The sequence below is a fragment of the Chamaesiphon sp. OTE_20_metabat_361 genome (assembly GCF_031364565.1).
Genome location: NZ_JANLWO010000555.1, coordinates 1 through 4,761 on the forward strand (window position 1 = coordinate 1; position 4,761 = coordinate 4,761).

3 protein-coding genes are annotated in these 4,761 nt (G+C 48.1%); 2 read left to right on the forward strand and 1 reads right to left on the reverse strand.

Annotated features, from left to right (window positions below; all coding sequences use genetic code 11):
* On the reverse strand, positions 1-1,209 hold a 1,209-nt coding region (locus RMO35_RS15895), incomplete at its 3' end, for a dicarboxylate/amino acid:cation symporter (protein ID WP_309742300.1).
* Between the two features lie 435 nt (positions 1,210-1,644).
* Here RMO35_RS15895 and trpD point away from each other — a divergent pair.
* Entirely contained in the window at positions 1,645-2,688 is a 1,044-nt protein-coding gene (gene trpD / locus RMO35_RS15900) for an anthranilate phosphoribosyltransferase (protein WP_309742301.1), read from the forward strand.
* A gap of 207 nt (positions 2,689-2,895) precedes the next feature.
* Positions 2,896-4,323 (forward strand): tetratricopeptide repeat protein, encoded by a 1,428-nt coding sequence (locus RMO35_RS15905; protein ID WP_309742302.1) that lies wholly within the window; start codon positions 2,896-2,898, stop codon positions 4,321-4,323.
* Positions 4,324-4,761 lie beyond the last annotated feature (438 nt).

Consider the following 4,761-nt stretch of genomic DNA (forward strand, 5'->3'; position numbering starts at 1 on the left):
ATCGATAATAGCACTGACAGTCATATCACCCATCACATTAATCGCCGTTCGACAGCGATCGAGAAACCAGTCTACCGTAATTAGAATGGCAATGTACTCTGTCGGCAATCCCACGGAGGTAAATACCAGTGTCATCGTCACCAAACCCGCTTCGGGGATGCCTGCTGCCCCCACAGATGCCACAATCGAAGTGAGCATCACCATGACTTGTTGTACCAGTGTGAGGTTTTGTCCTAGTACTTGAGAGATAAATAGCGCTGACATCGCCTCATAGAGCGCAGTCCCATCGTTATTGAAGTTACTCCCGACTAGCGCACCCAGGGATGCCGAAGACTCGCGCAAGCCAACTTTTTCGATCAAGGCGTTGAAGGTAATGGGCATTGTCGCTGTCGAAGATGCAGTCGAAAAAGCTGTAATCAAAGCAGCGGAGCCACCCGTCAAAAATTGGACTGGCGATACCCAAGAGCCTAGTTTGACTCTGGTGAGATAGTAGGCTGCTTGTAGCAATAGCGCGATGATGACAGCTACGACAAATGAGCCTAATGCTTTAAATGGAGCAAATCCTTGAATGGCAATTGTCTTAGCAACAATCCCAAATACCGCGATCGGCACTAAGGCAATTACCCAATGCAAAATCCCAATTACTGCCTCAAATAAAATCCCGACTCCTTGCTCTATCGATAGGTATTCTTGCCGATTATTTTTGATTTGTTCGGTTTTAATCGCTCTGAGGATAATCGCAAAAGATAAGGCTACAAAAATCAGGGAAATAACATTATTATCTACTAATGGTTTTAGAATCGAATCGGGAATAATATCGGCAATCAACCCCCACGGATCGAGTTGTTTGACGGTACTCTGGGTAGTTGACGAAGTGGCTAAAGATTGTCCCCCCGCTCCCGGACGCAAGCCATTGGCAACTAGCAACCCGATGCCGATCGCGACGAGTGTATTGGTGACTAACAAAATCGATAACTTTCGTCCAGAATTACTCGGAATCTCGGCTGTCAGAAATGTATGAATAATCGCCAGGAAAATCAGTGGTGTTGCTAACGTGCGGAGTGCCTTAAGAATCAAAGTACTTGGTAATGCCAAATGTTCGATAATATCTTTTGATAAAATCGGCTTGCCCGCTCCCAAAAGCACACCAACGATGACAGCAATAATTAAAGCAATAACAATCTGTAAATATAAGGGAATTCTCTTCATAATGCAGTTACCAATTTAAATGAGAGCTATGAGTCCGAATCTGGTATGGGCACTCCTATCCTTTCACTTGGGAGTAAATAATTAAATTATGACGTATTGTTTGAGTCTTATTTTACGCTGACATCGAACGTCGTAGCCATTCGATGTCTAGTTCGCTACGTTTACACCAAAACTACTTCTAAGTGTTCGGTTCTCAGAGTGTGTCTGAAAAGCTGCTAACGTTTAAAACCGCCGCGATCGTGGCAAACACAGACCGAAGTTTTCTGCAACCTGCGTAGGCAGGTTTTGTACAGTAGCCGCGATTTCAATCGCTAGGCTACCAAATCTGGGACTTTTCAGACACCCTCTGATTCCGTAATGCGCGATCGGACATCGATTGGTAAGAAGAGCGAGTGGAAATGATAAGATTCAGTACTTATCCAGATCGCGCGGCTCATGAGCATCTCTCCTAACCCCACCACTCCAATCGCCTGGTCATTAATACTCCAGCAACTGCTAGACAAGCAATCACTCAGCCAGCAACAAGCCACTAGGCTGATGCAGGGCTGGTTACAAGATGAGATTTCTCCAGTGCTATCTGGGGCAATTTTAACGGCACTGGAAGCCAAAAAAATTACCGCAGCCGAGTTAGCGGGAATGGCACAGGTGCTACAATCTCGATCGATCGAGCATCCCACTCCCGTCATCGATACTTGTGGGACGGGCGGCGATGGAGCCGCGACATTTAATATCTCCACCGCAGCGGCGTTTGTAGCCGCAGCAGCCGGGGTAAAAGTCGCCAAACATGGTAGTAGGTCGGCATCGAGTCGCGTCGGTTCTGCGGACGTATTGGAGGCTCTGGGCGTCAAGCTCTCAGCTCCCCCCGATCGCGTTACCGCTGCGCTAGATGCAGTCGGGATTACCTTTCTATTTGCGGCGGGTTGGCATCCCGCGCTCAAAGCAGTGGCACCCTTACGGCAAGAATTGAAGATTCGGACAGTATTTAACGCGATCGGCCCCCTTGTCAATCCCCTCCGTCCGACGGGGCAAGTTATCGGCATCGGTACGCCCCATTTACTCGAAACGATGGCTACCGCTACTGGGCTTTTAGGCACGCGCCAAGCGATCGTCTTACACGGGCGCGAACGCTTAGATGAAGCAGGCTTGGGCGATCTGACGGACTTGGCAATTTTGACCGACGGACGCGTCGAACTGACTAGTATCGATCCGCAAGCATTGGGGCTGACGCCCGCACCGATTACCGCTCTCAAAGGTGGCGATGTTGCTGAAAATGCCGCGATTCTCACCGCCATTTTGCAAGGTAAAGGGACGACAATTCAGCGCGATGTCGTCGCGCTAAATGCCGGATTAGCATTGCAGATAGGTGGCATCGTACCCATCGGCGCACATCAACAGGCGATCGCGATCGCTCAAACGGTACTCAGTAGCGGTAAGGCATGGGATAAATTAGCAGATTTAGTCGCGTTTTTGGCTCAGTAAGCGGCAATAACTTCAGTCGCGGCACAAATATAACACCGTAGGGTGTGCGATCGAGCCAGCGTAACGCACCGAAGACACTCATCTAAGCAACCCTCCAAACGATCTAGGATTGCTCGGTAAATTTTCCCGTAGTTATCGGTAATCACGAGCCGCCGCTGCGTAGAATGAGGCAAATAAATATCACAGATCTGAGTCAGAACCATTGTTATGTCTTACTTAAATCAATTAGTGTCTCTTGCCATTGGCAGCACGATCGTCCTATACGCCACGGCTAGTCTGGGGCTATCAGCAACCGAGGTAGCACGGATTGCTAAAGGGGCGACAGTCAAGATTGAAAGCGACACATCCCAGGGTTCGGGACAAATTATTCAACAGCAAGGCGGGCAATATCTCGTGTTGACGGCTGCTCACGTCGTCAAAGATCGGCGCAGCAAATACACCGCCATTACCTTTGACAATCGCCGCTATCAACTATCACCAGAATCGATCGAAACCCTCCCTGGGGTAGATCTTGCCGTAGTCAGATTTAGGAGCGACTTCCGCTATGCCGTGCCCAAATTGGGAGATGCCAATGCTTCTACCGAGGGGACGACTGCCTATGTGTCGGGATTTCCTAGCAGTACTGTGGCGATCGATCTGTCAATTTTTAGTTTTACTGATGGTAAAATCACTGCCAATAGCAGTAGACCATTAAAAGATGGTTATGCCCTGATTTATAGTAATAATACTTTGCCCGGAATGAGCGGTGGGGGTGTATTTAACGATCGTGGTGAATTGATTGCCATCCACGGTCGGGGCGATGTCGATACCAAAATTACGATCTCAGAAATCGATCCGAACATTCGGGTCAAAACCGGATTTAATCTGGGCATTCCGATTAATACTTTTCAGCAACTAGCGACTAAATTGGGCTTAAAGATCGGCAGTCGTCCGATCGTGGCTAGAGCTACTTCACCTAAAGCTGATGATTTTATTTTAAGTGGATTCGAGCGCGTCTCTAAAGCCGATTTACCTGGCTCGATCGTCGAATTTACCAAAGCGATCGCCCTCAATCCCAAGTCAGCGACAGCTAAGTTCTGGCGAGGCACTTGTAAGTTATTAATGGGCGAGTCTCAAGGCGCGATCGCCGATTTGAGTGCGGCAATTGCCCTCAATCCCAAAAAAGTCGAAGCTTATATTTATCGAGGCTCTGCCTATGCTAAATTAGGCGATAAACTCAAAGCAACTATCGATCTCGATAAAGCTGTCAGCCTCACGCCTCAGTCAGATTTCGCCTACGGTAATCGGTGCGCTCTCAAATTCCAAATCGGCAAATTTGACGATGCAATTAGTGATTGCGATCGAGCGATTCAATTAAGTAATAAAAATGCTGTTTATTACAGCTCGCGCGGCGCGGCATCCTACCAACTCAATCGTTATCCAGCAGCTTTGCTCGACCAAAATACCGCGATCGGTCTCGATCGCAATCTACCCCAAGCTTATTACCATCGCGGTTTAATTAAAATAGCTACAGGGGAGAAACAAAGCGCCATTATCGATTTACAAGCGGCAGCTAAATTGTACCTCGATCGTCAAGATAACCAAAAATATCAACAAATGCTCAAGAAAATCGCGGAGTTACAAACATCCAGATAAACAGGTCTATACCAATTCTCTAAATTACTGCCATAGATCTTTCCCCCACCGAACCTCCCTTTTATAAGGCTACGGTGTATACACAATTCGGCTAGACTTCGTTTTAGGTTGATTTACCCCCCCAACCCCCCCTTGCCAAGGGGTAGCTCTCGCTCCCTCCCCTTGGCAAGGGGAGGGCTGGGGTGGGGTCAAAGGACTACGCATCAACTCAAACGGACTTGTGTATGCACGGCAGGGTGGGGAGAGGGGAGTAAGTTTGAATCTCTGTCTCAAAAACAAACTTATTACTTATTACTTATTACTTAATTAAACCTGCTCCAATTCGGCTAAGATCCTTGCCATCTCGTCATCCTCGGTGTCTTCAGCTAGATGCTGAACTACAGTCTCGGCGAGATCGGCGATCGTTTGTCGCTCGAATAAAGTCCGCAGGGGCAGATC

Bases quoted from the DNA above. Each gene is read 5' to 3' on its own strand.
- trpD (WP_309742301.1), top strand. From the start codon at position 1,645: ATGAGCATCTCTCCTAACCCCACCACTCCAATCGCCTGGTCATTAATA.
- RMO35_RS15905 (WP_309742302.1), top strand. From the start codon at position 2,896: ATGTCTTACTTAAATCAATTAGTGTCTCTTGCCATTGGCAGCACGATC.